Below are 25355 nucleotides of genomic sequence, written 5' to 3'. Positions count from 1 at the left end.
ACCGAAGCCTAGAACCCCAGCGGCGAAATCGGCATCGTCCCGTTCTTACCGTCGGCCGTGTACTCGAACGTCACCGGGCTCCTGAAATTGATGCGGAACGAACCGACGTCCATCGTCTTCAGCGCCGCGGCGTTGTAGCCCCCGAGCCACGAGGAGCTCGTCGTGCGGAAGAGGCGGCCCGTGTACTCGTAGCCGCCGTCGCCCCAGGTGCCGCCGGGCATGATGTACCAGACCGGAACGCCCGCCGCGTCGTAGGTGAACCACACCGGGAAGAGTGTTTGCTCCTGCTGGATCACGGTGAGGCCCCAGCCATCCTGCGAGGCTCCGCCCCACCACATCTCCGTGGTTCCCCGCACGCCCTCGTAGCCCTCCACGCCGAACCGCTGGCGCGTGATGGGGCGAGTGCCGGAGATGCCGTTGATCGTGTAGGCGAGCGTCGCGTTGCGCTCTCCCGCGAAGGTGATCACGACGTTGCCCACGGACGAGCCCGGGCGAAAGCGCGTGGCGTCGTAGGCGTAGTACGCCGAGCCGCGCGGAGAGTAGGCGGCACCGGTGTACACCGTGCGCTTCTCGTTCCACGTGCCGTCGGGAATCACCCACCACGTGGGCGCGCCGGCGTTGTCGTAGCCGTAGATCACCGCGAAGAGCTTCTCGAAGTGCTGCACGATGCTGAGACCCCAGCCGTTCTCCACCGGGCCGCCCCACCACATGTCCTGGAACCTCGGGAATGCGGGTGAGCCGAAGCTCACGTGCACGATGGCGGACGCGTCGCCCACGATCGCGCGGATGCCCAGCCATCCGGGCTCGATGTCGGCGATGACGTCCGTGCGCGCGACACCCCGGTCGTCCGTGACCGCGCTGCGCGAAACGAGGAAGCCCGACGTGGCGAGGTACGAATACTCGAACTGCACCGCGCGCCCGGCGATCGGCGCTCCCGCGGCATCGCGCACCGTCACCTCGACCGTCTTGCGCGCCTTGGTGGCGATCGCGTACGGACCGCCCGGCGTGATGCGCACCGCGCCCAGGGACGTGTTCGTGAGCGAGAAGGCCTGGCCCGACGTCGTGGTGCCGCAATTGATGGTGAGCTGCCACTCGCCGGGCGTGCCGTTTGCGATGAGATCGGGGCTGGTCACGAAGCCGTTGTCGTCCGCGTAGGCCGTCATGCCGTTGGCGGCCGGCGCCGATGCGAACGTGCCGGACGCGCCGACGGGTGACTTGGAGATGCCGCACCGCGCACGCGGCACCGGATTGCCGCCAAGCCCGTCCATGGCCCGCGCCACGGGCGCGATCGGAAACGCGGCATTCACGGGCGTGGTCTGCACGAACCCCGACACCCCGTCGGTCATGACCGCGCCGGTTCCCTCGATGCGAAGCGTCATTTCGGCGGAAGTGCCGAGCGCTTCGGCCTTGACGACGATCGTCCCCGTCTCCGAGGACGCCGTGAACGGGGGGCCGGCAAGGATCGCGACGCCCTGCGCGTTCGTCATGGGCATGAAGCCGTTGGCCCCCACCTCGGGTGGCACGACGAGCGTGGGGCCCGTGGTCCTCGTGGTGAACCGCACGCGGACGCCGACGGCGGGCTGGCCCGTGTCGTCGAAGACCGTGACGCCGATCGGGTTGGGGAAGGCCGAGACGGGACGCGTGACCTGGCCGTCGGCTCCGGGCAGTGGCACGAGGGATGCGGAGAACGACGGAACGGCAGCCGCGCACAGGGCAACCGCAGCGAGGACTCGCGCGATCGCCGCCATGTCAGAACGCCTGGCGCACGAGCGGCATCGAGCCGATGTGCCCATCCACGGAGTACTCGAGCACGGCTCCATCGCCGACGAAGCGCAGCTTGAAAGAGCCGACATTGGTAGTCCGGAACAAGGCAGGATCGTAGACGCCGAGCCACGGCGAGCCGTTGGTGCGGTAGATACGTCCTTCGTAGGTGCTGGGCGAGGTCCACACGCCATCGAGCATCACAAGCCACTGCGGGGCGCCATTCGCGCCGTACGTGAACCACACCGAGAAGAGGACGCTCTGCTGTTGCAGCAGGGCAATGCCCCACCCGTTCTGCGCGGCACCTCCCCACCACATGTCGCTCAGGCCCGCTTGCGGCGTGTAGCCGTCCCTTCCGAACGCCTGCGGCAGGATCGCCTTGCGGCCCGAAACGCCATCGATCGTGTAGTCGAACGTCGCGGAACTCGAACCCTGGAACGCGAGCGTGATGGTGCCCCGGGGGGCGCCCACACTCCAATGCGAAGGGTCATACGCGAAGAAGGGCGTGCCGTGAGGCGTGTAGATCGTGCCGGTGAAAATCGTTCGCTGCGGATTCCACGTTCCTCCGGGCACGACGTACCACGTAGGAGCGCCTGCGCTGTCGTAGGCATAGATGACGGCAAAGAGCTGGTCCGCGTGCTGCACGATGCTCATGCCCCAACCGTTCTCCTGCGGACCGCTCCACCAGAGGCCCTGGACCTGCGGCGCGACGGGGACCCCGGGAGGCGCGGGCGCCTGCGTCGACGGCAGCGGAACGGCGCTGTTGAAGCGAATCGAACCCGTCAATGCTGGAGCAAATCCTTCGCAGTGCTGCACGAAGTCGACCGCGAACCTCTGCACCACGTCACCCGGAGCAACGACGACCTCGTGCACGACAAAGCGGCCCGTCGTCGTATTGCAGCCACGCCCTTCGCCGCCGACATCCAGGCCTCCGTTGCCAGGAGTCTGGAAGCGCTCCGCATTCTCGTAGACGCCCGGAACGAGATCGGAATAGTTGGGGGCGGAGAACGCAGCAGTCCAATAGCCGGATGGGCTGTCGAGGTTGAAGATCACCTTCTTGAAGGTGATCTCCATGAACATGTTCCCATCGGCCGGCGTGAACCGGCGGGTTTGGCCAGCCCCGACGTAGTCCTGGGGGTCGCTGCGAAAAGAGAAGACGGTTTCCGCCGCCGCGTGCTGGGCGAAAAGGGCCAGGAACAGGCCGGCGGTCGCGAGAGATCGAAGCAGGGTTCCCATGGCGCGGAATTCTACAGGGCGCATCGCCGGCCTTTCAGAACGGGGTACGACCTATGGCCAGCGTGCCCTGCCGGCCGTCGATGGTGTATTCGAGCGTCGCGGGCGCGTCGAAGCGCACGCTGAACGAGCCGACGTCGATGGACCGGAAGGATGCCGGATCGTAGCGGCTGGAGTCCCACGGCGTGCCGATCGTGCGATAGATCCGGCCCGAGAAGGCGTTGCCCGTCCACGTTCCCGCGGGCATCACGTACCAGCGCGCCGCGCCGGCGGCATCGTAGGTGAACCAGACGAGGAACACGGACTCGTACTGCTGGATCACCGCCACGCCCCAGCCGTTCTGCGTGACGCCGCCCCACCACATGTCGCTGTTGTCGGCATGCACGCGAGAGACGGCCGGCCCGAATTGCTGGCGCACGATCGCCTTCTCGCCCGTGATGTCGTGGATGGTGTAGCGAAGCGTCGCGTGCTGCGCGTCCGCGAACGCGATCGTGATCCGGCCGACCTTCTCACCGACCGCGAAGCGCGCGGCGTCGTACGCGAAGAACGGCGCGCCGCTCGGCGTGTAGACATCCCCCGTGTACTCGGTGTGGTTCGCGTTCCACGCCCCCGACGACATCACGAACCATGTCGGCCTCTGCGTGATGTCGTAGGCGTAGATGACGCCGAAGAGCTTCTCGCCATGCTGGACGATGCTCATGCCCCAGCCGTTTTCGCCCGGGCCGACCCACCACATGTCCTGCACCGAGGGCGCCTCGCCGGAAGGCGCCGCGACGAGCGCGATGTCATTGCCGGTTCCGCCGTGGTACGTGAGGCGCATCGGTGTGCCGTTGATCGTGTACGACGTGCCCTCGGGTGCGTTCGAGAACGCTCCGGTGAAGGGCTGGCCACTCTCGTTCGCCACCAGCGTGATGCCGCGCGCCGCGTCCACCGAGACGCCGGGCGTGACCGAGAGCTGGCAGCCGGCGATCGAGGAGGGCTGCAGCACGCGCAGGCTCACCATGCCGGCTTCGAGGAAGTTGAGCTTGCCCGCGCACGAGAGGCTGCGCACCGTTTCGCGAATCGGGCTGGAATGGTTGACGCCGCCCGCGCCGAGTTGCAGCGTGCCCGCCGCGCTCACCGTCACGGGAACCGCGTTGGGAATGCGCTCGTCCTGCAGGAAGCACAACGTGCCCTGCGCGATGTCGATGCCGCCGGTGAAGGAATTCTCGCTACTCGCATATGTGGCGCAGCCGTTGCCCGTGACCTTGAGCCGCATCACGCCGGCGCCGTTGATGGGACCGGCAAAGGTGAGCGCGCCCCCGACGAAGGTCTGGGTGCCTTCGACCCGCAAGACGCCGCGGAAGATCGGGACGACCGTCGATACGTTGCCAAGCTCCGGCTCCGGGGGGCCGGTCAGGTAGAGGTTCGCATCGATGTAGTTCGGGTCCTCGCCGGGCTGGAACGGCCCGTACTCGAGGCGGCCGGCCCAGAGGGTAGCGCCCTGGGTCCCGAACTTGCTGGTGACCTTGACGACGCCGCCCTCGATCCGCGTGCTGATGTTGTAGGGCGCCCGGATGCGAAGCTCGATGTTGCCCGCGACCGTGATCCCGCCACCCTGTGGGAATTCCGGGAAGCTGATCGCCTCGGTGAACACGATGCGGCCCGTGGTCGCCTCGAAACGGTCCAGGGAGGAAACCGTGATGACGCCGGGCAGCAGGACGGGTGCATCGCCAGGCGGCGCGCCCGGTGGGCGATTCACCGTGACGCGCGCGCTGTTCGCCGCGATCGCGATGGCGCCCGTGGTGAACGTGCCGCCCTCCGCCTCGACCACGATCGGCAGCGCACCGCTGAGCCGAAGCGGCGGAACGTCGCTCGTGATCGCGTGGCCGGCGGGATCGTTGAAGACGATGCCGCTGAAGGGCGTGAGCGGATAGTCGTTGAGCGACGCCTTCGCGTTGGAGGTCGCGGGGAAGATGAGGCGGTCGTTCGGCTGGGGCGCCACGTTGCCTTCCCAGTTGAACCGATCGCTCCAGCGCTTGGGCGAGGCCGGGGAGGAGCCCGTCCAGATGCGGTCCGCCGCGAAGGCGGTGGACGCGAAGGCGCACAGGAGGGCGAGGCATGCTCGAGGGAAGTTCATCGTGCCTCGTTCAGAAAGCGATCTTGCCGAGAGCCATCGAGCCGGCATGCCCGTCCGCGCTGTACTCGAAGGTGGCGTGGTCGGCATCCGTGAAGCGGAAACGGAACGTGCCGATGTCGAAGGAGAGGAGCTGGAACCCGTCGTACTGCGGCCCGAACCACGGCGAGCTGCGCGTGCGATACAGGCGGCCTTCGTAGGTGCTCGCATCCGTCCAGGAGCCCGCGGGCATCACGAACCACGTCGGCTTGCCGTCCGCGCCATAGGTGAACCACACGGCGAAGATGCCGCCCGGCTGCTGCATGAGGGCGATGCCCCACCCGGCCTGCGACTCACCGCCCCACCACATGCCGCCCACGCCCTGCAGCGGCGCCTTGCTGGGCGAGCTGAAGTCCTGGCGCGTGAGGTTCTTCGCGAGCAACTGCAGGGTGTTGCTGCCGGGCTGGTAGAGCTTCAGGCGCGCGGAGCCCTCGGAATCGAAATCGATGTCGATGGCCGAGCTGGTGCCCATGGTGAAGCGCGAGGTGTCGTACGCGTAGTACGGCGAGCCCAGCGGGGAGAACGCCTGCGCGCGGTAGCCCTCGTATTGGCGGCCCGAACCCCACGTGCCCGAGATCACGCGCCACGTCGGCAGGCCGGTGGAGTCATACGCGTAGATCACCGGGAAGAGTCGGTCCTCGCGCTGCGCGATGCTGATGCCCCAGCCGTTCTCGATGCCGGGGCCGGACCACCACATGTCCTCCAGCGCACGCTTCGTGCGGCCGTCCGGCGTCGTGCTGGTGACGGCGAACAGCACGGTCTTGTTGACGCCCTCTTCCGGGCTCGGTATCCAGGCCATCGCGTTGCCGGAGCCGATGCCGTTGGCCAGGGTCATCGCCGGGGAGCGAGCAATGCCACTTCCATCGGTGCGCACGGTCAGGCCGAAGCCTCCCTGGAACTGGCCGCCGATGGGCGTCGGATGCGACGGCCCCGAGAACTGCACCGGGAAATCGACGGCCGGCGTGCCGTTGGCGTTGCGCACGCGCACGACGAAGGGCTGCAGTGTCGTGCCGAGGGGCGCGCTCTGCCCGCTACCGGAAACAAGCTCCAGCGACTTCGGCGGATCGCGGAAGTCCACGTAGAAGTACACCACCGGTTCGCCGAGCCAGACGCCCGCGGCGTCCGTGATGAGGACGTGCAGCGAATACTCCTTCAGCGAAGGCTTGCCCGCACGGCCCGCTCGCACGGTCGAGAAACCCAGCAGTGAGGTCGCGGGGGCCTCGCACATGGGGCCCGTGGTCGGATAGAAGGTGCAGTTCGACCCGAAATCGCTGCGCGAGGCAAAGACGTCCTCGGAGCTCCAATACGCCCGCACCCGCGCGCCCTCCATGGGCAGGCCGTCTTCGTGCGTGACCTTGAAGCTGATGGAGAAGAAGTCGCTTCCCGCGAAGGCGTGCTGCACCGGGAAACTCGGTGTCATGTAGATGCCCGCGGCGGAGCACAGGCCCGTGGCCAGCATCGCGAGGGCGGCCAGGGCGGCGGCGGACAAGGTGCGCAATGGGTTCATTCTTATGCTTATGGAGGCCTGACGCGGCGCCTCAGATCGGACAAAATGGACCTTTCGCCTTCCATATACCCGAAATGTCCGGTAAGCCCAACCCCAAGACCGCCCCCGCGACCGAAGCGGCCTCCCATTCCAACTTCATCAAGCAGCGGATCGACGCCGATCTTGCCAAGGGGACGTACGCCCAACGACGCTGGGCGGGCGAGCCGGGCTTGGCCGCGGACCAGGCGAAAGGCGACATCGACCCCGCCAAGATCCGCACGCGCTTCCCCCCGGAGCCGAACGGGTATCTCCACATCGGCCACGCGAAGTCGATCTGCCTCAATTTCGGGCTGGCGGAGGAGTACGGCGGCATCTGCCACATGCGCTTCGACGACACGAACCCGGAGAAGGAGGAGCAGGAGTTCGTGGACGGCATCCTCGAGTCCGTGCACTGGCTCGGCTTCCACTGGGGCAAGGACGACAAGAACCTCTACTTCGCGAGCGACTACTTCCAGTGGATGTACGACTTCGCCGTGAAGCTGATCGAGAACGACCTCGCGTACGTGGACTCGCAGTCGGCCGAGTTGATGGCCTTCAACCGCGGCTCGTTCCAGGAGCCGGGGCGGGACTCGCCTTTCCGCGGCCGGTCGATCGCCGAGAATCTGAAGTTGTTCGAGGAGATGCGAGACGGCAAGCATGCGGACGGTGCGCACATCCTGCGCGCCAAGATCGACATGGCCTCGCCCAACATCAACATGCGCGACCCGGCTTTGTATCGGGTCAAGAACGCCGAGCACCACCGCACCGGCAAGAAGTGGCACATCTACCCGATGTACTCGTACGCGCACCCGATCGAGGACGCGCTCGAGAACATCACGCACTCGCTGTGCACGCTGGAGTTCGAGGATCAGCGGATCTTCTACGACTGGGTGATCGAGAAGATCGCTTCGTTTGGTTTGCTACAGCGGCCCCTGCCGCAGCAGATTGAATTCGCTCGGCTGAACCTCGGCTACACCGTGATGAGCAAGCGGTATCTCAAACAGCTCGTCGACGAGGGGCATGTCGAGGGTTGGGATGATCCGCGGATGCCTACGATTGTCGGCATGCGTCGTCGTGGGTATCCGCCTGCCGCCATTCGGCTCTTCATGGAGCGGGCGGGGGTTTCGAAGGCGCACCAGTGGATTGATCCTTCGGTGCTGGAAGATTGCGTGCGGGAAGTGCTGAATGAGACGGCGCCTCGGCGGTTCGCTGTGCTCGATCCTTTGAAGCTCGTGATTACCAACTACCCCGCTGGCCAGTCGGAAGAGTCGACGGCGCCGAATCATCCGCAGAAGCCGGAGCTCGGCACGCGCACGCTTCCGTTCTCCGGCGAGCTGTGGATCGAGCGCGAAGATTTCCAGGAAGTCGCGCCACCGAAATACTTCCGGCTTTTTCCCGGCAACACCGTGCGACTCAAGTACGGCTATGTCGTGAAGTGCACGGGCTTCAAGAAGGACGACGCGGGCAACGTCGTCGAAGTGCAGTGCGAGTACATGCCCGATTCGAAGTCGGGCACACCAGGTGCCGACGCGTACAAAGTGAAGGGCGTCATTCACTGGGTGTGTGCGAAGTCGGCGCTGAAGAGCAAGGTCGTGATGTATGACCGGCTCTTCAAGGTGGAGAACCCGGGAAAGGATTCGAAGAGCTATTTGGATGACCTGAACAGGGACTCGGCAAAGACGATTGAGGCGTACCTCGAGCCGAGCCTTGGAGCAGCCACTGGGAAGGAAGGCTTCCAGTTTGAGCGGCATGGCTACTTTAGACACGACCAGTACAAGTTTATTCGAACGTGTACGCTGCGCGACTCGTGGGGTGTACGAAGCTGACAATGAAAAGGGGCGACGCCTTGGATCCGAGTGTGGCGCTTGGCAAGTTCTTTATCGAAAGTGAAAAGCCTGGCCTTTTCATTGGGGCCGGCGTATCGGCTAAAGCCGGTCTGCCCGCATGGCCCACTCTACTCAGACAGCTTGCGGAGAAAGTTCGTCCCGTAGAAGCGCTGTCCGCCAATCTGATGGTTGAACGCATCGCGGAAGGGGCTCTCCTCGAGGCCGCGATGTACTACTTTCAGTGCAACAAACTGAGGGACGGGGAGAAATATCAATTCCTCAGGGATGCATTTCGAACGTACGACTCGTCAACATTGGTCGGACTCGCGCGATTGCCCGCGAAATTCATTGTCACAACAAACTACGACAGAGCGCTGTTCGACGCGATCGCAAAGGCCCAAGCCACATCCCCTCTAGACTATGTGTACGGTGATCCAGACTTTCCCGGCGTAATATTTGAGGAACAGTTTCACGTCGCGCGCTTGCATGGTTGCGCCGAACGACCTCGCACCATTCAGCTAACCTCGGCCCACTACGAGGCGATCCGCAACGACAATTCCTACATTGATGTCCTAACCCACCTGTTCTCAAGGACAAATCTCCTCTTTCTAGGGTTCTCGTTCCTCGATCCCGCAATCCAACTGGTCCTCGAGACAGTCAACAAGAGATTAGGGCCGCGCACCGATGGGAGGCACGTGGCGCTTCTCCCGAGCAATGCGAGCGGTGATTTTTTGGCGCGCCTTGAGCGACTAAACGTTGCTAAAGTTTTCTACGAATCAACCCCAGACCATGCCGCCCTTTGGGCCGCCATCAATTCATTTTCGGCAGCGACCCAGGCTGCTGCCAAACCGAAAGGCTCGCCTGCGCCACTCGGTCAAGCAAGAAGATACCTCGCGGCCTGCTATGCCCGAGTGCAGATGAAACACTCACTTCGTCCGCTCGCAAAGACAGTTGTCGAAGGGATTGTTAGTCAACTATTGCAGAACGCCCAAGAAGGAATGACGAAGGATGTCCTTGCTCAACTCGTAAGAGGGATTCTGAGGTTGGACAATTCTTCCGCAAGCGATCTCTGCGACTCTGCACTCGACGCACTCCAGGCCGATAACCTGTGCACGGTCACGCAGAAGCCATCAAAGACCTGGACTTGGACTGGCCCACGAAGCGCAGATCAGGCGATCGACTCATCAATAGCGAAGGTAGCTATGGCGGTCTGCAATCGCTACGTCGTGCATGAGGGCGGACAAGCAACCAGCGACGTTCGCAAGTGCGTTGATGAAGTCGTATGGCACTTGGTTCTAAAGCGCGGGTGGGATCTTGGCGCTGCCTACGCGTCCGGCCGGCCACCTGAGGACATTGATGTCGAGGCGGTCGTAGCGAGAGCGGGGCCGTTTCTAAGCTGGAAAGTAATAGAAGCATTGGCAAGGACGTTTACCAACTTGTTCAGACAACCCACCGCAGAAGAGGAAAGGGAACTGACGGCTCTAGGGCGTGTGAGCTTCGCCCTCGAGTTGATTCTAAACACGCCTCGAGATGCGCTATTTCACAAGGAAGCGCTGCCAGAGAGGATTTATCTCGACGCTAACGTGTTGATGCCCGCACTGACCCTCGGGCACCCGTTCCACGACATCTACCGTAGCGTAATTCAGCGCTTGATGGACGCGGCGGCCGAAGCCAAGTCCACTGTGGAGATCGTTGCCACTTCGGGGATCTTGAACGAGGTAATAAGTCATAGAACGCTTGCCGAAGCGGAGGTGAAGTCCTACGGGCAAGATGCTCTACGATCTATAGCTACTGAGATTGGATTGTTCGGCTCGCACAATGTCAATGTGTTTGTTGGCGCATACAGCGCCCTCCTGCGACGAGACCCTTCGCTGAAGTTTGGCGATTTTCTTGCCAAACACGCCCCATACACAACAGAGACTGAGCTGGCCTCGTGGTTGAAGCAGAAGCGCATTGCAATAGTTGAAGATGCTAAAGCCGACCAAGCACTGCGGGCCAAGATTTCTTATGAACTGCAGAAGGCGTTCGCCGACGAGCTTGAACGAGGGAAACGCAACCTCCTTCTAATTGATCATGACGCCGCTCAACTCGCACTGTTGGAGCGCGACAAACAGGAAGGAAGGCGCTCTCTCTTGGTATCCGCAGACAAGCGACTGCGCTTTGCGATCGGTGCAAGTCAGTACCCTGCCCTTGCTGAAACGGTAGTAAGTCACATCGGACTGACTCAGATGGTAGATCTGCTAGTAGGGCTTCCTGAAGACCAGCACGACTTGGGGCGTCTGATTTGGTCTAGCAAGGTCTCAACTGACACCCAGCAACTGCATCTCTATCTATTGAATAGAGCGTCCGCCGAGTATGACGAGGCGATCCTGATGAACATGGGAGACGTAGTGGAGCAGATTGCCGCCGAGGCTGCGGAGAGCGCGAGGCACAAGAATATATCGTTCGATTTTCATGATTTCAAAGGACGCGAAGCACTCCTTCAATTTATGCAAGGCTATGAGGATCAGTTTTTTGCCGCTTTGCGAGAGAAAATTGAAAAGCGACTGGGCGAGGCAAGCTAGACAGGGCTTACCGAGCAGGCACGGCCTCCATCGGCGCCGGCATTGCATCGTCAAGAAAGCGATCCGTCATAGAGTATGATTGCCGCCTCTCGAATTGCGGGGGGATTTTTTTGCGATACCTCGTTGCAGCTCTCCTTGCCCTGCTCGCCATTGACGCTAGGGCGCAGGTCTACAAGTGCAAGGATGAAAAGGGCACCGTCACCTTTCAAGAACGCCCCTGCGACGGCAACCTTCACGCGAACAAGGTGAATTCCGTGCCCGCGGCCTCAGGCTTCGAAATGCCGAAGGTCGAATCGAAGGACTCCTCGTCCGATTCGCGCGCATCCGGGGCCGCCACGCAATCTCCTGCCTCATCATCAAGCGCAGCGCCTTCCACACCAGCGCATACGTCAGGGCCTGCGAGGTCGACCAAGCAAGGCGAAGAACGAAAGTTCATTTCCATTGGCATGGAGCGAGCGACCGTCCTGCAAAAGATCGGTCCGCCCGACAGCCAGACGATCTACAAGGTCACGCACATCCCGAGCCAGACCACGTACAAGGAGCCGTACATCGACGTGTACGAGCCCGGGCCGGGCGACGAGCAGACGCGCACGAAGATCACGTACGCCGGCCAGACCGTCACCAGCATCTCACGCGAAGCCGCTCGCTAGAGCTCGACACGTGACCCACAATCTCGGCCCTGCCAGCCGGGACTTCAACAAGGGTGAGTTCCTTCTCGTCATCCTCCTGGCGTTCGGTCTCGCGCTCGGCACGAGCTTGCTTTCCTTCGCCGCGGATCCCTCTGCGCCACCGACGGACGGCCTGGGCAACTTCGGAAACGTCCACCTCTGGGCCCTACTCGGGTATGAGGTCGCGTTCGCGCCGCTCATTGCCTATGTCCTCCATCACGGCGGATGGCGCTGGCCCGAGTTCCACTTCAACTATTCGAATCGGGGTACGGTCGAAGGCCTGGGGCTGGCGGCCGTCACGTTGCTGTTCGACACCGCGGTTTCCCTGCTATTCACGGGCGAGGTGAAGCCGGGGGAGCGCAACGCGGACTGGATTCCGATCATCCTCGTCTCGCTCCTCAACCCGCTCTACGAGGAATTGCTCGTCTGCGCCTTCGTGATCGAGGCGATGCGCAAGCGCTTCGGGATCATGACGGCGGTGAACGTGAGCATCGCCATTCGCCTCCTGTATCACCTCTACCAGGGGCCGCTCGCCTTCATCGTGTTCGCGGTGATGGGCACCGCCTTCACCATCTTCTACGTGCGAACCGGGCGGCTGTGGCCGTTGGTCTTCGCGCACGTCTTGCTGGACCTGCTGCCGCTGAGCGGTTTCCCCTGAGGAGCTCGCGCCTTCGCTAAGGCTTTGCTGCTGCCACGCCCTTCATCAGCTCCGGCATCGCCTTCCCGAGCTGCTCCACGACCATCCTGCGTATCGCGAGGTACTTCTCCCCGTCATCGAGCAGCGCCCACGGATCGCCCTTCTCCGCCTCGCGAGGTCGTTCCGCCATCGTAAGGTGCTGCGTGGTGACGATCCTCTGCCTCGCGACCACCTTGCTTGCCGCGGGGTCGATCAAGCCCACGTCGAAGTAGGCGAACACGCCCAGGAAGCCGGTGTCGCGCTCGCCGGTGTCTTCCAGGATGGTGCGGGTCGTGCGGTCGACATAGAAGCCGAGCCCTGAGCCGCGCCCACGCCCGATGCCCGCGTAGATGCCCTTGAAGAGGTGGTCCGCGCGTCGCGGCCAGAGCGCAACGATGTACTGCTTCTTCGCGGGATCGATGAGCGTCGCGAGCGTCTTCACCAGTGCCGCGGCGATCTCGCCTTCGCCGGCCTGGTCGAGCGTATCGACGCCAGGCAGGCCCTCGCGGAAAGAGAGCTGCTTGAACGTGGCCTTGTCGTCCGCCGCCGAGACGCCTTCGGCCACGGAGGTGGCGATCGCGTCGTCCCAGGGCAGCTTCGGGAACTTGAGCACCTCGGCGCTGGCACCGAGGTTCGAGCCCGTCGTCATGCGCGCGAAGCTCACGACGAGCCGGTCGCCGATGAGCGGCGCGATGAGGTACTCCGCGGCGGCGGCGGGGAATGCCGCGAGGAGCGCGAGGATGGAAAGAATGCGCTTCATGCCCGCTACTCTACCGGCCTACGCTGCGATCCGCCTCAACCCGTCCCGATACCGCCGGCTGCAAGGCACCGTCGCCCCATCCTTCATCGTGATCGTCGCGTCGCCACCATCCGTGGGCTCGATCTCCACCACTTGATCTAGATTCACGATGTAGCTTCGGTGTACGCGGACGAACTTCGTCGCGTCCACGCGCTCTTCGATCGCAGCCATGGTCGACCGCAGTGGATAGTCCCGCCCACGCACGCGCAGGTTTACGTAGTTGCCCATCGCCTGCACGTACTCGATCTCCGCCGCGGGAAGCAGGAACTCCTTGCCGAGCTTCTTCACGAGGAAGCGCTCCGGTCTTTCGATCGATCCTTCCGAAGGTCCCGAGTCCGGAGCATCGAGCAGCGTCGCCTCGCCCTGCAGGCGCAGCATGAAGAGCCGGTACGCTCCGACGATCAGCAGGATGAAGATGTAGCTGCGGAAGTCCTTCAGGTACTCGTAGAAGAGCTCCAGCGGCCAGTTGCCGTAGTCGTAGCTTGTGCCCTGCCACGCGTAGAACGCCTTGCGCGCCGACACCATGGCGACGACGTGGATCACGGAATAGGCCACGCTCCCCAGCACGTGCCACGGCAGGTTCTTGCGGAACGAGCCGAAGTGCAGCGGGAACCGTGCCTCATAGGCGATGAGAGCCGGGATGAGCGCCAGGCCCACCATGTGGCTGCTCCACTCCCAGACCGCGGGCCCCCAGGGCGGGACGTTCAGTCCGACGCGCTTCACGTCCAGCTCGGCGATCTTCGTGTTCACCATCGCCCCGATGGCGTAGAAGATCACCCAGAAGGCGACCTCGAAGTACCGGCGGCGCGGCAGGTAGCGCTGGAGGAAATCCCGGGGGTCGCGGTCCATGGCCGGATTCTACGGTCGCACTGGCCCGGATGAGCCGCCACTCGTCCCCGCCGGCCGCCGCTCGTCACCGATTCCCGATTCTTCGGCACATTTTCGCCCCGCCCGCGTGCGGCACGGCTACGGTGGCGCCATGAAACGACGCCACGACATCGACGCCCTGCGCGCCTTCGCCTTCGCGCTGCTGATCCTCTACCACTGGGCCATGGTCTACATCCAGGACTGGGGCTACCACGTGAAGAGCAGCTACACGACCCAGGCCATCGAGATCCCGATGCTGTTCGTGAACCGCTGGCGGATGGACCTGATCTTCCTCATCAGCGGCGTGGCCACGGCCTTCATGATGCGAAGCCGTGCCCCTGGGGCGTTCGTACGCGAGCGGGCCGGGCGCCTCATGATCCCGCTGCTCTTCGGCATGGCGGTCGTCGTGCCGATCCAGCCGTATGCCCAGGGCGTGATGAACGGGCTGGTGGAGCCGGGGTTCCTGCAGTTCCTCGGTCACTACTACACGGGATATCCGTGGCCGAAGGGCGCGTTCGATGGGTGGCGGGAGGGGGTGACGTGGAATCACCTTTGGTATCTCGCGTACTTGTTCGTGTACACGATGATCCTGGCGATGCTGGGTCCCCGCCTACGCGGGGACGACGTAGTGAATGGAGCGGGGACGAAGAGTCCGTTGGTCAGGTTGCGAGGCGTCCGGCTGGTGCTCTATCCGGTCGTTCCCCTCCTCCTCTACACGCTCACCCTGCAATACCGATTCCCGGAGACCCACAACCTCGTGAAGGATTGGTACGTGCACGCCGTGTCGTTCACGATGTTCCTCTACGGCTATTGGCTGGGGCGCGACGAGGCGATCTGGACGGAGCTCGCGCGCATCCGCAAGGCGACACTCGGCGCGGCGTTGATCGTCTTCATCACATACATCCTGCTGGCACGCACGCTGAATCCTGACAATCCCGACTTCTTCGGCGTGATGGCGGCGCGCACGATGCGAAACCTCTATATCTGGCTCGCCATCTGCACGATCCTCGGCTGGGGGCACGCGCTGCTGAACAAGCCGTTCAAGTGGCTGCCGTTCGCGACGGAGGCGGTCTATCCCTGGTACATCCTCCACCAGAGCCTCATCGTGCTGCTCGCGTACTGGCTCATTCCGCTGAAGGTCGGGCCGGTGATCGAGCCGGCGCTCATCCTCGTCGGTACCGTTGCGGGATGCTGGGCGCTGCACGTCGTCGTCATACGGCGCAGCGCCTTCCTTCGCACCGTCTTCGGGATTCCGCGCCGCCGTCGCGGTTCCTCGAGTGTGCAGATTACCGGCGCTCCCCCCGAATATTCGGCTTGAGGCGTGCATCCACTTCTCGAATCATGGCTCCCACACCGACGAGTGAACGCGCCGACCGTCCGTGAGGGAGAACGCCATGACATGCCTTCGCATCGTCGTCTTCACCGTACTTCTCGTCGGCCCCGTGCCTGCCATCCAGGTGGCCCAGGCCCAGGTTCCCGCTCACACGCCGGGCACCATCTGCTTCACCCCGAGGTTCTGGTGCTGGGCCAACCCGCCCGGCCCGCCCGGGAGGGTGTGCTACTGCCCCTCGCAGTATGGGTGGGTGCAGGGCACCTTGAACTGATCCGCCATGAGCACCAAATCAATCCTCGACGTCGGTCAACTGATCGACGACCTGCGACGCGCGGCGGACTACGCTTCGTGCGCGGGATTGAACGGCGATCACGCGATCACCGCCACGCTACGCGCCGCCGACGAAGCGCTCGAGAAAGAGTCGGTGCCCGACGTGGTCGCCATCTCGAAGGCGCTGAGCGACCTCACGCGCATCATCGCGCCGATCACCCTCACCGACCTTCGCGGAGGCCGCAACCCATGCCTCGCGGCGAACCGCAGGCTTGCGAGCTTCATGCAAGGCGGGCTCGCGCTCCTGGCGATCGTCGCGCTGGTGTTCATCGGCTGCGTGATGAACTACCTCCACACCGAGCAGGCCGCCGTGCAATCGCTCACGGAGCTGCAGGAGCTGCGGCCACAGCTCCGCCTGACCGCGCTTCGCAAGATCGCCGAGTTCGACGGTCCCGTCTCGAAGCCGCCGAAGGCGATCTTCGACAAATTCCACCAGGAGATCACCGAGCTGCGGCTGATCAACGGCAAGCTCTTCAACACCTTCAACGACGCGAGGAAGGCCACGGCGTTGCCGCTCGTGCCGGGCTTTTCGTGGCTGCTGCCCTCCGCCATGGCCGCCGAAGACGGGCGCAAGGGTGACAAGGGAAAGGCGGAGGGCAAGGCGTTATCGGACTTGCCCTACGACGGAACGAAGCCCCCCGGCCCTCTCGCGCCCGCGGAGATCTGCGCCGTGGACCCCGAGGGCGGCGTCCAGCTTCCGGAGAATGCGGGAGGCTTCCCCGCCTGGATGAAGCACATCATCGCGGATGTCAGTGGCGACAATTGCTTCTATCTCAATGTCCTGTTCCCGACCGGCAACGGGATGCTCCTGTCCGATACCGGCACGGAGTACGCCCGGATTCCCGCCCTCAAGGAAAGCATGTCGATGCGGGTCACGTGGATCCTGCCCTTCGCCTACGGCCTCCTCGGCGCCGCCATCTTCCTGATGCGCAACATCACCAACGTGCGCGTGCCGGCCATGAACCCCCTCGAGGCGGCCGTTCGCATCGCCTCGGGCGGTGTGGCGGGCATTGTGATCGGCTGGTTCTACTCGGCCACGCCGGGAGCCGTGATGGCTACCACGCTCTCGCTGCCGCTCGCGCTCGCTTTCGTCGCGGGCTACGGTATCGAGAGCTTGTTCACGCTGCTCGATCGACTGAACCGGATGATCGCGGAGCCGCTGCAGAAGCCTGCAACGGCTTGAACGGACGGGGCTAGAACTCGATCCGCACGAGCGGCATCGAGCCGGAATGCCCCTCCGCCGTCCACTCGAACGTCGCGTTGTTCACGTTGGCGAAGCGATACCGGAACGTGCCCACCGACGTGATCTGGAACCTCGACGAGTCGTAAGCCACGCCGAACCAAGGCGAGCTGTGGGTCTTGTAGAGCGTCCCTGAGTACGTCGTGTCGTTTTCCCACGCACCGGTTGGCATCACGAACCACGTCGGGTCACCGTTCGCGTCGTACGTGAACCACACCGCGAAGACGCCGCCGGGCTGCTCCATGAGCGAGATGCCCCAGCCGGCCTGCGACGGGCCGCCCCACCACATGCCGCCGATGCCGGGCAGGCGAGGCGGAACGTCCGCTCCGAAGTCCATCGGGGAGATCGCCTTGTGCTGCGTGCCGGGAACGTTCGGATTGGGCGAGAAGTCGAGGCTCGCGGCGATCTCCGAATGGAAGCGCAGCGTTGTGGCGGGACCGCGATCGCCTACGACGAAGCGCGAGGCGTCGTACGCGTAGTACGGCGAGCCCTTCGGCTTGTACTGGTAGGCGATGTAGTTCTCGTAGCGGGAATTGGATCCCCAGCCGCCGCCCTCGATCACGCGCCACGTCGGGTTGCCGCTCTCGTCATACACATAGAGCACCGGGAACAGGCGGTCGCTGCGCTGCGCGATGCTCAGGCCCCAGCCGTTCTCCGCGAAGCCGGACCACCACATGTTCTCGAGGTCGAGGTCGCTGCGGCCGTCGGCCGTGGTCGAGGTGTAGGGGATGTCGAGCGTGAGGAAGATGCTTGCGTTCGTGTCGAAGAACTGCACGCGTGCCATGCCCGGCCCGATGCCCATCGAGATCCGCGCGGAGGCACTCGCCAGTCCGTTCGCGTTGGTGGTGGTGGTGACGTTGGTCGACCCGTTGAAGTCCAGCGACGCGCCGCTGAGATAGCGGAAAGTGACCGACTGCCCCACGACGGGTGCGCCGGACGAGCTGAGCACCTGGACCACGAACGGCTGCGGCAACGGCGAGCCGACCGCCGCCCTCTGGTTCGCGCCGGAGACCACCGTGACGGCCATCGGCGGCACCACGGGATCGACGAAGAGCTCGGCGAAAACCTCGTAGGGCCCGTCCCCCTGGGCGAAGTAGACCGTCCCGGGTTGCGTTGACGCGGACGTGGTCCTCAGGGGATGGGTGGAGGCAATGCCTTGGGCATCGGTACGGGTCGTGCAGAACGTGCCGAGCTCGGTGAAGCATCCCTCTTCGGACGTGGTCGCGAGGGGACTGTTCACCGTGACCAAGTAGCGGACCACCGCGTTCGCCACGGGACTGCCCGTGGCGTCGGTCACCCGGACCTGGAGCGGGGCGAACGTCTCGCCCAGCTTGGCGCGCTGCGGCGTCGGGGAGAGAAGCGTGACCGCCGCGAAGGCCTGGCTGGCGATGAAGCACGCCAGGAACGCGACGACATTCCGAAGCCACAGGGCCATGCTTCCTCCCTACCGCGTTAGAACTCGATCCTCACGAGCGGCATCGACCCCGAGTGCCCTTCCGCCGTCCACTCGAACGTCGCGTTGTTCACGTTGGCGAAGCGGTACCGGAACGTGCCCACCGACGTGATCTGGAACTTGGACGAATCATAAGGCACGGCGAACCACGGCGAGCTGTGGGTCTTGAAGAGCGTCCCGGAGTAGGTCGTGTCGTTCTCCCACGTGCCGGTGGGCATCACGAACCACGTCGGATCGCCGTTCGCGTCATACGTGAACCACACCGCGAAGACACCGCCTGGCTGTTCCATGAGCGAGATGCCCCAGCCGGCCTGCGACGGGCCACCCCACCACATACCGCCGATGCCGGGCATGCGATTCGGAACGTCCGCGCCGAAATCCATCGGCGTGATGTTCTTGTTCGTCGGCCTCGGCGGGAAGTTCTGGTCCATCAGGAACGACAGGTTCGCCGCGATCGGCGAGTGGAACTGGATCGTGGTGGCGGGACCGCGATCGCCGATGACGAAGCGCGACGTGTCGTACGCGTAATACGGCGAGCCCTTCGGCTTGAACTGCGCTGCGATGTAGAACTCGTAGCGCGCACCGCCGCCCCAGCCGCCCTCCTCGATCACGCGCCACGTCGGGTTGCCGTTGTCGTCATAGACGTAGAGCACAGGGAAGAGCCGGTCGCTGCGCTGCGCGATGCTCAAGCCCCAGCCGTTCTCCGCGAAGCCGGACCACCACATGTTCTCGAGGTCGAGGTCGCTGCGGCCGTCGAAGGTCGTCGAGGTGTAAGGAATGTCGACGGTGAGCACGATGTTTGCGTTGGTATCGGTCACCTGGGCGCGAACGATGCCGGGGCCGATCCCCCTCACGACTCGCGCGAAGGCGCTCGCCAGGCCGTTCGCATCGGTGGTCACGGTGGTGTTCAGCTCGCCGTTGAAGTCGAGCGTGGCGCTATTGACCACTCCCGACACCGTGCCGGTGAAGGTCACGCGTGCGCCCGCAACGGGACTCCCCGACGCGCTCAGGACGCGAACCACGAAGGGCTGCGGGAATGCCGTGCCAACCGCGGTGCTCTGGTTCGCGCCGGACGCCACCGTGATGGTCATCGGAGGGATCGCGGGATCGACGAAAAGCTCGGCAGTGGCCTGGTAGTTACCGCCCTCGAGGCCGAACCGGATCGTGTTCGGCTGCGTCCGCGCCTGCGCGGCCGTCAGCGGATGGGTGGAGGCGATGCCCTGGGCATCGGTGCGCGTGGTGCACAGCTTGCCGGCGTCGATGATGCATCCCGCATTGGACGTCGTATCGACTCCACCGAATGGCGGCGTCGGTACCGAATAGCGAACCGCCGCATCCACCATGGGATTGCCCGCGTCGTCGGTCACCCGCACCTGGAGCGGGGCGAACGTCTCGCCTAGCTTGGCGCGCTGTGGGGTGGGGGACAGGAGCGTGATGCCGGCGAAGGCCTGGCTGGCGGCGAAGCACGCGAGGAATGCGACGATATTGCAAAGCCGGATGGCCATAGCCCGATCTCCGTGGGATCCGCTGGACCCCTGAAAGACAGGCTGCCTACAGCTTGGGTTCCGGGCTGTTACAAGCTGCCCGATGTAACTACTTCTCCTTCGAAGGTTAGTATTCGCTTATGGACCGCGACTTCACCCTCGCCGATGCCCTCGCGCCCATCCCCACCGTGGAAGAGGTGGAACGCGCGCACGAGGAAGCGTTGGTAGGAACCCCGCAGCTCGAGAGCCAGGGCTATATGGTGAGCTTCACCAAGCAGTCGCCCATCCGCATCGAACGCAAGAACGGGACGCAATACGTCGTGCAGGTGATCGAGGACGATCCCGACTTGGGCCAGCTGCTGATCGACGTCTTCATGACCCACGGCTTCGAGGTGCGCTGGGCCACGACGAAGGCCGAGATCAACCAGGCGCTGCGCCGCGGCACCGAGATCGACGTGCTCCTGCTCGACCGCGAGCTGCCCGACGCCAACGGCCTCACGATCCTGCAGGCCATCCGCGGCCACCCGCAGCTCAACACGCTGCCGGTGATCATGGTGACGGGCCTGGCCGGTCCCAACGAAGTGGCCGAAGGCCTCGTCGCGGGTGCCGACGGCTACGTGAGCAAGCCGTTCAAGCTGAGTGCCCTCCTCAAGTCGGTGCAGCTCGTACTGGGCATTGCCTAGGCCCAGGCATCCGGTTCAATCGACATGGCGCCCCCAAGCGCAATGGATGAGCCGAGTAGACGCCCGATCCGGATAAGCGGGTGCTAATCCTGCGTTACGGAAACGCGAACGAAAAAAAGGAGGCCGAAGCCTCCTTTTTTCTTTGCACGAACGTCATTCCGAAGCGGGTTTCGGAGCATCGGCAGCCGGCTCGGCCGCGGGATCATCACCTTCGGGCGTTGCGCCCTCGGATGGCTGCTTCTCCGCGTCCTTGGCCCTCTGCTTGGCTTCCTTCTTCTGCTTCTTCGCTAGCTCGCGCTGGCGTTTCTGGAATGCGTAGTTCGGTTTCGGCATCGCCTTACAGCGGGCGGATGTTGCCGGCGGCCGGACCCTTCGGTCCCTGGCGCACTTCGAACTCGACCTTCTGCGCTTCCTTCAGCGACTTGAAGCCCGTGCCCTGGATCTCGCTGTGGTGAGCGAAGAGGTCGGGTCCGCCGCCTTCCGGGGTGATGAAGCCAAAACCTTTAGCGTCGTTGAACCACTTGACGGTACCTGAAGCCATGTCGTGTTTCCTTTACTCAAAATGTACTGCGATGGTGCGCGCAAGCCGAGCGCGGCGACGGTCACGATGATCAGGAGGGAATTGACTGCCACTACGGAGCCACCGGTAGGCGGCTGGGAGGGACAAGACGGAAACTTCGTCTCTTGAGATCCTGCAGGCGAATAGTACCACTAGCTGAACCGGCGTGCCGGGAGAGGTTTCGGCTGTAGTCCTAGCGGATCAGGAGCGTCTCGCCGGAGGTCACCCGGTCCCCCGGCTTCACCTGCACCGCGAGGCCCTCCCGCCAGGGGACCACGAGGTCCACCTGGGAGCCCACGCGGATCATCCCGAAGGTCTCGCCCCGGCCCACGGACTGGCCCGGCGCGAAATAGCTGTCGATCCCGCTCACCGTGAGGGCGCCGATCTGCACCACGTAGATCGGCGTGGCCTCCCCGCGGTACTCGCCTTCGAGGCGCGTCACGGTCCGCTCGTTCTGCACGATGTGCATGCTCCCCGTGTAGCGCGGCTCCATCCCGAGGATGCTGCGCCAGTGCATCGCCGTCATGCTCACGTTGCCCTCCGCACTCGCCGGGTACTTGCGGATGGAGCTCACGGTGGCCGCGAGCGGTGCGCGGTTGTAGTGGACGTCGAACGGGCTCATGAAGATGCCGATCACGATCTTCCGCTGCGCCATGTCCTCGCGCGTGATGTCCTTCAGCGTCGCGGCGACCCCCTGCTTGATGCTCACCACCTCGGCTCCGGGCTCGACCACTTTCACGTACACGACCGTTCCGTCCGCGGGCGAGAGGATGCCGGCCTCGGCCGGGGGCGTGCGCGGCGGGTCGCGGAAGAACCAGAAGTAACGCCAGAACGTGTACGCGCCCGCGAGCGCCAGCAGGACCAGCGCGGTGGCGATCAATCCCCGGGTTGCCAGCTCGCGTCGCATAGCACCCTCACGAGGGCCACGCCCGAAGCGAAGGGAAAGTCCACGATCTCGAAGGCCTTGCGGTCGGTGCCGACGCGCTTCAGCCACCGCTTCACGCCCGCGTGGCGCACGAGCTCGCGCACGTAGATGTTGGTGTCGTGCAGCAGCATGTACGTGTCGCGGTGGGAGTTGCGCACCGTCTCCACGAAGTCGTGCTGCACGTCCTCGTACGAGTGGTTGCCGTCGATGAAGGCGATGTCGATCGCGGGCAGGTTGCGCCCGCGGTAGAGCGAGAAGAACTCCGCGCTCGTCATCTTGTAGTGCCGGACCCACTCTTCCACGCCGAAGCGCGCGTAGTGCTCGCGCACGCGGTCAGGCTCGTTCCACTGGTCCGTGCCGCCCACGGTGCGCAGCAGGCCGTCCTTGAGGAAGGAGTACGAGGGGTCGACGAAGCTCAGCTGCCCCACCCCGTTGTCCTTGAGGCCGAGCGCCAGGCACACGACGCTGAAGCCGAAGCCAGACCCGATCACCACGATGTGCTTCGGGCGCAGCGCCCTTACAAGACCGTAGTAGACGAAGCCGAAGCCGAGGTTGAGGTTGGACGCGTCCTCGTTGTGGCCGAGGGGCCTGGCGTGCCGCAGGATCGATCCGAGCAGCCCCGGCTCGAGGCTGAAGCGGGCCGGTTCCGCCTTGGGGAAGGGAAGCATGCCCGCATTTCAACGCCGCAATGTGTCGGGGCCGTGACGGCCCCGAGGTTCAACCTGCCGGCATCATCACCGTGTCGATGCCGTGGAGGATGCCGTTGGAGGACTCGATCTCCTTCTTCGAGCCCTTGGCGCCGTTCACGGTGTAGCCGATGTCGAGGTCCGAGCCGCTCACCTGGAGGGCCAGCGTCTCGCCCTGGAGGCTCGGGAGGTCGTGGGTCTTGATGTCCACCGCGTGCATGACACCGCGCGTGGCGTGGAAATTGATGATGCTCGCGAGGCGCGCCTTGTCCTTCAGCAGCAGGTTCACGGCGCCCGGAGGCAGCTTCTCGAAGGCGGCATCGGTCGGGGCGAAGACCGTGAACGGGCCTTCGGCCTTGAACGCGGCCTGGAGGCCGGCGGCGCGAAGCGCGTTGGAGAAGATGGAGAAATCGGGGGAGTTCGCGGCGTTCGCGACGATGTCCTGATCCTGGGTATTCATGGTGAGCTCCTGACTGGCTGCTGGAAAAAAAGCGCCCGGTCGATGCCGGGCTCTCTGAATGTGTTGCTGATCACTTTTACCGAAACCTATACGAGCACCCTCTTTTGCGGGGTGCGCCTGCGACCTGACCACGCGGATTCCTCCAGCGCGGCTGCAACAACCGGTGGGCGATAGCCCGGCATGATGACGGCGTCGATCGCGTGGATCACGCCGTTCCTGCAATGGATCTGCGTGCGCTCGACGTTGGCGTGGTCGACGGTGAAGCCGTCGTCCGTGGCGCCGATGCGAAGCGCGGTGCCTTCGACGGTCTTCGCGAGGCCGTGGCGAAGATCGGAGGCCAGGAGCGTGTTACGCAGCAGGTGGTATTCGAGCACCGCGCGCATGCGGTTGAAGTCGCGGGCCAGGCCGTCTCGCAGCTCGGGCTCGAGCGCGGTGAAGGCGCTGTCCACGGGGGCGAAGAGGGTGAAGGGTCCGGCGCTGCGCAGGAGCACTTCGAGGCCGGCACCACGGAGCGCGCCGACGAGGGTGAAGAAGCGGGGCTGCAGTTGCAGCGTGTCGACGATATTCAGGAGAGGAGTGTTTCGCATACGTCGATCACTATGGACCTCCATGCCTCTTATGCCTAGGGACTTATTTAATTGTTTACCTTGACTTCCCCTCTGTTCCGGGGGGATTTTCCCCACGTTTTTCGCGATTCCTCTCGCTAAAATGATGCCTCCAAAAGGAGAGGCAATGGCAGCATTTCGATGGGCGGCGGCAGCCGCGGCTTGCGTGGCACTTTCAGCGTCGGGAGCCCGCACGGACGAGCTCATGCAGAAGTCCGGGCTCAACGCCCAGATCGGGCAATTCGAGAAGCTCGTGCTTCGCGGCGTGGAGGAAGGCATCGCGGATTCGGTGCAGAACCGCCGCGGCAAGGACCTCACCCCGGAGGAGCGCACGCAGCTTCGCTCCATCGTTTCGACGTCGTTCAACCCGCAGCGGCTGCGGGGCGAGGTGCGCGCCTCGCTCGGCAAGATCCTCTCGCCCGCGGATGAATCAGCGGTGCTTACGTGGCTGGACACCGACCTCGGCCGGCGCATCGCCGCCATCGACGTGAAGTACGCGGAGATCACGGTCACGATGCCCGAGCGCCAGCTCGTGGGCCAGGTGGCCGACGCGAGGAAGGGCCTCACGGAGACGCGGGTTGCTCTCCTGCGACGCCTGGGCAGCGCGTTGGCACTCGGCGAGGCGTCGACGCGGACCGTGACCAACATCCTCACCAGCATCATGTACGGCGTGATGAGCTCGCTGGACCTCTCCGTCGCCGACGTGGATCTCATCAAGCGAGGCCTCGAGGCGCGGCGCGACAACATCGCCCACGCCATGCGGCAGGGCGCCGTCGCCCGCTACGCGCACCAGTACCAGTCGCTGGACGACGAGGACCTGGAGCGCTTCGTGAACTTCGTCGAGTCGCCCGCCGGCCTCAAGTTCTACGACGCCACGGCCGCGGCGCTGGAGCAGGCCATCTCGCAGGCCTCGCGGGAGTTCGGCAAGCAGTTCGGCGAGATCGCGAAGCAGCGGAAGGAACGCAAGCCCGCGTAGGGTTCAGTACGGCTCGAACGCGATGCCGTTCTTCCGGAGCTGCGCCTCCATCAGCTTCTTCCACGGCCCGTGGGGCGACCAGACCTGCGCCACGGCCTTGTACGCCGCATCCGGCGGCTCCTTCAGCTTGATCGCCCGGTAGAGGAAGACCATCGACGACGCGCGCATGTTGACCTGGCAGTGCACCAGGACCTTGCGCGGCGCGAGGCTCGACACGACGGCGGCGAAGGTCTCGAAATCCGCCTCCGTGGGGTCGCTGAAGCGGATCGGGATGTTCACGTACGTGATCCCCTGCCTCGCGAGGATCAGCGGCTCGTCCTTCACGGCGTCGGAGACGGTGGGCGGCGCGAGGTAGATCACCGCTTCGAAGCCCTGCGCCTTGAGGTCGCCCAGCGCGTCGGCGCCCGGCTGGCCGGAGGTGAAGAGCCGGGGCGTGATCTCGACCAGGTTGGGCAGCTTCTGCGCCTGCGCCGGGGCGGGAAACACGAAGGAAAACACGGCGGCGGCGGCCAGGGCGCGTGCGGTCGGTCTCATCGCGCCGATCATA

At 64.4% G+C, this 25355-nt stretch carries 24 protein-coding genes and 1 pseudogene; 10 read left to right on the top strand and 15 right to left on the bottom strand.

Features of this window, described 5'->3' with window-relative positions; translation table 11 throughout:
- Positions 1 to 8 precede the first annotated feature (8 nt).
- Genes DSM104443_RS03165 through DSM104443_RS03150 form a run of 4 tightly spaced genes read right to left on the bottom strand, consistent with a single transcriptional unit; the run spans position 9 to position 6638 of the window.
- Entirely contained in the window at positions 9 to 1748 is a 1740-nt protein-coding gene (locus DSM104443_RS03165) for an Ig-like domain-containing protein (RefSeq protein ID WP_171089372.1), read from the bottom strand.
- 1 nt (position 1749) lies between these two features.
- Positions 1750 to 2997, bottom strand: a complete 1248-nt coding sequence (locus DSM104443_RS03160; protein ID WP_171089370.1) for a hypothetical protein — start codon at positions 2995 to 2997, stop codon at positions 1750 to 1752.
- 34 nt (positions 2998 to 3031) lie between these two features.
- Positions 3032 to 5113, bottom strand: coding sequence for a hypothetical protein (locus DSM104443_RS03155; RefSeq protein WP_171089368.1), 2082 nt, complete (start codon positions 5111 to 5113; stop codon positions 3032 to 3034).
- 10 nt (positions 5114 to 5123) lie between these two features.
- Positions 5124 to 6638: a hypothetical protein gene (locus tag DSM104443_RS03150; RefSeq protein WP_171089366.1), complete on the bottom strand. Its 1515-nt coding sequence runs from the start codon at positions 6636 to 6638 to the stop codon at positions 5124 to 5126.
- A 92-nt stretch (positions 6639 to 6730) separates the two neighbouring features.
- Between DSM104443_RS03150 and DSM104443_RS03145 the strand changes: the two genes are divergently transcribed.
- From DSM104443_RS03145 to DSM104443_RS03130, 5 genes and pseudogenes are all read left to right on the top strand, one after another.
- The gene (locus DSM104443_RS03145; RefSeq protein ID WP_171089364.1) at positions 6731 to 8500 is read left to right on the top strand and encodes a glutamine--tRNA ligase/YqeY domain fusion protein; all 1770 of its coding nucleotides are present in this window, start codon (positions 6731 to 6733) and stop codon (positions 8498 to 8500) included.
- A gap of 2 nt (positions 8501 to 8502) precedes the next feature.
- The gene (locus DSM104443_RS03140) at positions 8503 to 11064 is read left to right on the top strand and encodes an SIR2 family protein (RefSeq protein ID WP_171089361.1); all 2562 of its coding nucleotides are present in this window, start codon (positions 8503 to 8505) and stop codon (positions 11062 to 11064) included.
- Positions 11065 to 11174: 110 nt separating this feature from the next.
- A pseudogene (locus DSM104443_RS22135) lies at positions 11175 to 11273 on the top strand (DUF4124 domain-containing protein); the annotation flags it as partial.
- A 237-nt stretch (positions 11274 to 11510) separates the two neighbouring features.
- Positions 11511 to 11714 (top strand): hypothetical protein, encoded by a 204-nt coding sequence (locus DSM104443_RS21810; RefSeq protein WP_246232477.1) that lies wholly within the window; start codon positions 11511 to 11513, stop codon positions 11712 to 11714.
- Between the two features lie 10 nt (positions 11715 to 11724).
- Positions 11725 to 12390, top strand: a complete 666-nt coding sequence (locus DSM104443_RS03130; RefSeq protein WP_171089357.1) for a CPBP family intramembrane glutamic endopeptidase — start codon at positions 11725 to 11727, stop codon at positions 12388 to 12390.
- Between the two features lie 16 nt (positions 12391 to 12406).
- Here the strand turns inward: DSM104443_RS03130 and DSM104443_RS03125 are convergent, their stop codons facing one another.
- Together DSM104443_RS03125 and DSM104443_RS03120 are read right to left on the bottom strand one after the other, a co-directional pair.
- Positions 12407 to 13168: a hypothetical protein gene (locus DSM104443_RS03125; protein WP_171089355.1), complete on the bottom strand. Its 762-nt coding sequence runs from the start codon at positions 13166 to 13168 to the stop codon at positions 12407 to 12409.
- Between the two features lie 18 nt (positions 13169 to 13186).
- Positions 13187 to 14056 carry a LytTR family DNA-binding domain-containing protein gene (locus tag DSM104443_RS03120; RefSeq protein WP_171089353.1) on the bottom strand — a complete coding sequence of 290 codons (870 nt, stop codon included), beginning with the start codon at positions 14054 to 14056 and terminating at the stop codon, positions 13187 to 13189.
- A 130-nt stretch (positions 14057 to 14186) separates the two neighbouring features.
- On the opposite strand from DSM104443_RS03120, the gene DSM104443_RS03115 reads away from it, so the two are divergent.
- From DSM104443_RS03115 to DSM104443_RS03105, 3 genes are all read left to right on the top strand, one after another.
- A complete protein-coding gene (locus tag DSM104443_RS03115; protein WP_171089351.1) occupies positions 14187 to 15392 on the top strand; it encodes an acyltransferase family protein in 1206 nt (401 codons plus the stop codon).
- Positions 15393 to 15468: 76 nt separating this feature from the next.
- Positions 15469 to 15678, top strand: a complete 210-nt coding sequence (locus DSM104443_RS03110; protein ID WP_171089349.1) for a hypothetical protein — start codon at positions 15469 to 15471, stop codon at positions 15676 to 15678.
- Positions 15679 to 15684: 6 nt separating this feature from the next.
- Positions 15685 to 16920 (top strand): hypothetical protein, encoded by a 1236-nt coding sequence (locus DSM104443_RS03105; protein WP_171089347.1) that lies wholly within the window; start codon positions 15685 to 15687, stop codon positions 16918 to 16920.
- A 10-nt stretch (positions 16921 to 16930) separates the two neighbouring features.
- Here the strand turns inward: DSM104443_RS03105 and DSM104443_RS03100 are convergent, their stop codons facing one another.
- Both DSM104443_RS03100 and DSM104443_RS03095 read right to left on the bottom strand, forming a co-directional pair.
- Positions 16931 to 18412 carry an Ig-like domain-containing protein gene (locus DSM104443_RS03100; RefSeq protein WP_171089345.1) on the bottom strand — a complete coding sequence of 494 codons (1482 nt, stop codon included), beginning with the start codon at positions 18410 to 18412 and terminating at the stop codon, positions 16931 to 16933.
- Positions 18413 to 18429: 17 nt separating this feature from the next.
- Positions 18430 to 19935 carry a hypothetical protein gene (locus DSM104443_RS03095; protein WP_171089343.1) on the bottom strand — a complete coding sequence of 502 codons (1506 nt, stop codon included), beginning with the start codon at positions 19933 to 19935 and terminating at the stop codon, positions 18430 to 18432.
- A gap of 119 nt (positions 19936 to 20054) precedes the next feature.
- Between DSM104443_RS03095 and DSM104443_RS03090 the strand changes: the two genes are divergently transcribed.
- On the top strand, positions 20055 to 20597 hold the full coding sequence (locus DSM104443_RS03090) for a response regulator transcription factor (protein ID WP_171089341.1): 543 nt from the start codon (positions 20055 to 20057) through the stop codon (positions 20595 to 20597).
- A 153-nt stretch (positions 20598 to 20750) separates the two neighbouring features.
- Here the strand turns inward: DSM104443_RS03090 and DSM104443_RS03085 are convergent, their stop codons facing one another.
- The 6 genes from DSM104443_RS03085 to DSM104443_RS03060 form a co-directional block, all read right to left on the bottom strand.
- The gene (locus DSM104443_RS03085; RefSeq protein WP_171089339.1) at positions 20751 to 20930 is read right to left on the bottom strand and encodes a hypothetical protein; all 180 of its coding nucleotides are present in this window, start codon (positions 20928 to 20930) and stop codon (positions 20751 to 20753) included.
- A gap of 4 nt (positions 20931 to 20934) precedes the next feature.
- Complete coding sequence (locus DSM104443_RS03080; RefSeq protein ID WP_171089337.1) at positions 20935 to 21138, bottom strand: cold-shock protein; 204 nt, start codon at positions 21136 to 21138, stop codon at positions 20935 to 20937.
- A 211-nt stretch (positions 21139 to 21349) separates the two neighbouring features.
- The gene (locus tag DSM104443_RS03075; RefSeq protein ID WP_171089335.1) at positions 21350 to 22063 is read right to left on the bottom strand and encodes a phosphatidylserine decarboxylase; all 714 of its coding nucleotides are present in this window, start codon (positions 22061 to 22063) and stop codon (positions 21350 to 21352) included.
- Positions 22033 to 22749, bottom strand: a complete 717-nt coding sequence (locus DSM104443_RS03070; RefSeq protein WP_171089333.1) for a class I SAM-dependent methyltransferase — start codon at positions 22747 to 22749, stop codon at positions 22033 to 22035. Before DSM104443_RS03070 ends, DSM104443_RS03075 begins: the two co-directional genes overlap by 31 nt.
- Positions 22750 to 22798: 49 nt before the next feature.
- Complete coding sequence (locus tag DSM104443_RS03065; RefSeq protein WP_171089331.1) at positions 22799 to 23227, bottom strand: fasciclin domain-containing protein; 429 nt, start codon at positions 23225 to 23227, stop codon at positions 22799 to 22801.
- Between the two features lie 86 nt (positions 23228 to 23313).
- Positions 23314 to 23814 carry a fasciclin domain-containing protein gene (locus tag DSM104443_RS03060; RefSeq protein ID WP_171089329.1) on the bottom strand — a complete coding sequence of 167 codons (501 nt, stop codon included), beginning with the start codon at positions 23812 to 23814 and terminating at the stop codon, positions 23314 to 23316.
- Positions 23815 to 23959: 145 nt separating this feature from the next.
- Between DSM104443_RS03060 and DSM104443_RS03055 the strand changes: the two genes are divergently transcribed.
- Positions 23960 to 24808, top strand: coding sequence for a DUF2059 domain-containing protein (locus tag DSM104443_RS03055; RefSeq protein ID WP_171089327.1), 849 nt, complete (start codon positions 23960 to 23962; stop codon positions 24806 to 24808).
- A gap of 3 nt (positions 24809 to 24811) precedes the next feature.
- On the opposite strand, the gene DSM104443_RS03050 is transcribed toward DSM104443_RS03055, so the two are convergent.
- A complete protein-coding gene (locus DSM104443_RS03050) occupies positions 24812 to 25342 on the bottom strand; it encodes a protein tyrosine phosphatase family protein (protein ID WP_171089325.1) in 531 nt (176 codons plus the stop codon).
- Between the last annotated feature and the right edge of the window lie 13 nt (positions 25343 to 25355).

It is taken from the genome of Usitatibacter rugosus (genome assembly GCF_013003965.1).
In the GTDB taxonomy this organism is placed as follows: domain Bacteria; phylum Pseudomonadota; class Gammaproteobacteria; order Burkholderiales; family Usitatibacteraceae; genus Usitatibacter; species Usitatibacter rugosus.
This window is presented reverse-complemented; position numbering and strand designations above follow the sequence as displayed.

Bases quoted from the DNA above. Each gene is read 5' to 3' on its own strand.
- DSM104443_RS03115 (WP_171089351.1), top strand. From the start codon at position 14,187: ATGAAACGACGCCACGACATCGACGCCCTGCGCGCCTTCGCCTTCGCG.
- DSM104443_RS03060 (WP_171089329.1), bottom strand. From the start codon at position 23,814: ATGCGAAACACTCCTCTCCTGAATATCGTCGACACGCTGCAACTGCAG.
- DSM104443_RS03160 (WP_171089370.1), bottom strand. From the start codon at position 2,997: ATGGGAACCCTGCTTCGATCTCTCGCGACCGCCGGCCTGTTCCTGGCC.
- DSM104443_RS03055 (WP_171089327.1), top strand. From the start codon at position 23,960: ATGGCAGCATTTCGATGGGCGGCGGCAGCCGCGGCTTGCGTGGCACTT.
- DSM104443_RS03085 (WP_171089339.1), bottom strand. From the start codon at position 20,930: ATGCCGAAACCGAACTACGCATTCCAGAAACGCCAGCGCGAGCTAGCG.
- DSM104443_RS03120 (WP_171089353.1), bottom strand. From the start codon at position 14,056: ATGGACCGCGACCCCCGGGATTTCCTCCAGCGCTACCTGCCGCGCCGC.
- DSM104443_RS03090 (WP_171089341.1), top strand. From the start codon at position 20,055: ATGGACCGCGACTTCACCCTCGCCGATGCCCTCGCGCCCATCCCCACC.
- DSM104443_RS03065 (WP_171089331.1), bottom strand. From the start codon at position 23,227: ATGAATACCCAGGATCAGGACATCGTCGCGAACGCCGCGAACTCCCCC.
- DSM104443_RS03145 (WP_171089364.1), top strand. From the start codon at position 6,731: ATGTCCGGTAAGCCCAACCCCAAGACCGCCCCCGCGACCGAAGCGGCC.
- DSM104443_RS03075 (WP_171089335.1), bottom strand. From the start codon at position 22,063: ATGCGACGCGAGCTGGCAACCCGGGGATTGATCGCCACCGCGCTGGTC.
- DSM104443_RS03110 (WP_171089349.1), top strand. From the start codon at position 15,469: ATGACATGCCTTCGCATCGTCGTCTTCACCGTACTTCTCGTCGGCCCC.
- DSM104443_RS03165 (WP_171089372.1), bottom strand. From the start codon at position 1,748: ATGGCGGCGATCGCGCGAGTCCTCGCTGCGGTTGCCCTGTGCGCGGCT.
- DSM104443_RS03080 (WP_171089337.1), bottom strand. From the start codon at position 21,138: ATGGCTTCAGGTACCGTCAAGTGGTTCAACGACGCTAAAGGTTTTGGC.
- DSM104443_RS21810 (WP_246232477.1), top strand. From the start codon at position 11,511: ATGGAGCGAGCGACCGTCCTGCAAAAGATCGGTCCGCCCGACAGCCAG.
- DSM104443_RS03155 (WP_171089368.1), bottom strand. From the start codon at position 5,113: ATGAACTTCCCTCGAGCATGCCTCGCCCTCCTGTGCGCCTTCGCGTCC.
- DSM104443_RS03125 (WP_171089355.1), bottom strand. From the start codon at position 13,168: ATGAAGCGCATTCTTTCCATCCTCGCGCTCCTCGCGGCATTCCCCGCC.
- DSM104443_RS03050 (WP_171089325.1), bottom strand. From the start codon at position 25,342: ATGAGACCGACCGCACGCGCCCTGGCCGCCGCCGCCGTGTTTTCCTTC.
- DSM104443_RS03140 (WP_171089361.1), top strand. From the start codon at position 8,503: ATGAAAAGGGGCGACGCCTTGGATCCGAGTGTGGCGCTTGGCAAGTTC.
- DSM104443_RS03100 (WP_171089345.1), bottom strand. From the start codon at position 18,412: ATGGCCCTGTGGCTTCGGAATGTCGTCGCGTTCCTGGCGTGCTTCATC.
- DSM104443_RS03095 (WP_171089343.1), bottom strand. From the start codon at position 19,935: ATGGCCATCCGGCTTTGCAATATCGTCGCATTCCTCGCGTGCTTCGCC.
- DSM104443_RS03105 (WP_171089347.1), top strand. From the start codon at position 15,685: ATGAGCACCAAATCAATCCTCGACGTCGGTCAACTGATCGACGACCTG.
- DSM104443_RS03070 (WP_171089333.1), bottom strand. From the start codon at position 22,749: ATGCTTCCCTTCCCCAAGGCGGAACCGGCCCGCTTCAGCCTCGAGCCG.